Origin of the sequence: Roseovarius sp. SK2 (assembly GCF_028807495.1) — a bacterium.
GTDB classification, from domain to species: Bacteria; Pseudomonadota; Alphaproteobacteria; order Rhodobacterales; family Rhodobacteraceae; genus Roseovarius; species Roseovarius confluentis.
In genome coordinates, this window is sequence record NZ_JARAMK010000033.1 from 1 (window position 1) to 1240 (window position 1240).

Sequence of the window (1240 nt, forward strand, 5' to 3'; positions counted from 1 at the left end):
GCGGGTCTCCCACGGCGCCGCTATCCAGCACCGCCTGCAGCTCGTCGCCGTCATAGCCCAGCACCTCGCGCAGGATCTCCACCGTGTGCTCTCCCAGAAGCGGCGAGCGCGTCACGTCCACCGGGCTGTCGCTCAGCTTGATCGGGCAGCCCACCGACGCGTACTTGCCGCGCTTGGGATGATCCACGTCCACGATCGTGCCCGTCGCCCGCAGGCCGTCATCCTCGATCAGCTCCTTGGTCGACAGGATCGGCCCCACGGGGATGTTCAGCGGGTTGCAGATGTCCATCACCTCGAACTTCGTCTTGGTCATGGTCCATTCCTCGATCGTGCCGAAGATCTCGTTCAGCTTGTCCAGGCGCTCGGGCGGGGTGGCATAGCCCTCGGCCGTCTTCCACTCGGGCTTGCCGATCACGTCGCAGATCTGCTCCCACACCGCGGCCTGGGTGATGAAGTAGGTGTATGCGTTGGGATCGTCCTCCCAGCCCTTGCACTTCAGGATCCGCCCCGGCTGGCCGCCGCCACTGTCGTTGCCCGCGCGCGGCGTCGCCTCGCCGAACTCGATGCCCTCGCCGTACTGGCTGTATTCCTTCAGGGGGCCCGCCTCCAGCCGCTGCTGGTCGCGCAGCTTGACGCGGCAGAGGTTCAGCACCCCGTCCTGCATCGGCGCCAGCACCTTCTGGCCGCGGCCCGTGCGCTCGCGCTGGAAAAGCGCGGTCATGATGCCGAGGCAGAGATGCAGCCCGGTGCCCGAGTCGCCGATCTGCGCGCCGGTCACCAGCGGCGGGCCATCGCGGAAGCCCGTGGTCGAGGCCGCCCCGCCGGCGCATTGCGCCACGTTCTCGTAGACCTTGCAGTTCTCGTAATTGCCCGGGCCGAAGCCCTTGACCGAGGCCATGATGATCTTGGGATTGATCTCCTGGATCCGCTCCCAGGAAAAACCCATGCGATCGAGCGCGCCGGGCGCGAAGTTCTCGACCAGCACGTCGCATTCCTCGATCAGGCGCGTGAGCACCTGCTTGCCGGTCTCGTTCTTCGAGTTCAGCTCGATCGAGCGCTTGTTGTGGTTGAGCATGGTGAAATAAAGGCTGTCCGCGCCCGGCACATCCACCAGCTGCTGCCGCGTGGCGTCGCCCACGCCCGGCCGCTCCACCTTCAGAACATCCGCCCCGAACCACGCAAGAAGCTGCGTGCAGGTCGGACCCGACTGAACATGCGTGAAGTCCAGAATCTTGATGCC

Annotated in this window: 1 protein-coding gene; it reads right to left on the minus strand. The window is 66.0% G+C overall.

Annotation, left to right across the window (positions count from 1 at the left end):
* Nucleotides 1–1240: formyl-CoA transferase (gene frc, locus PVV74_RS22790; RefSeq protein WP_274594791.1), on the minus strand; the 1240-nt coding region annotated here is incomplete at both ends.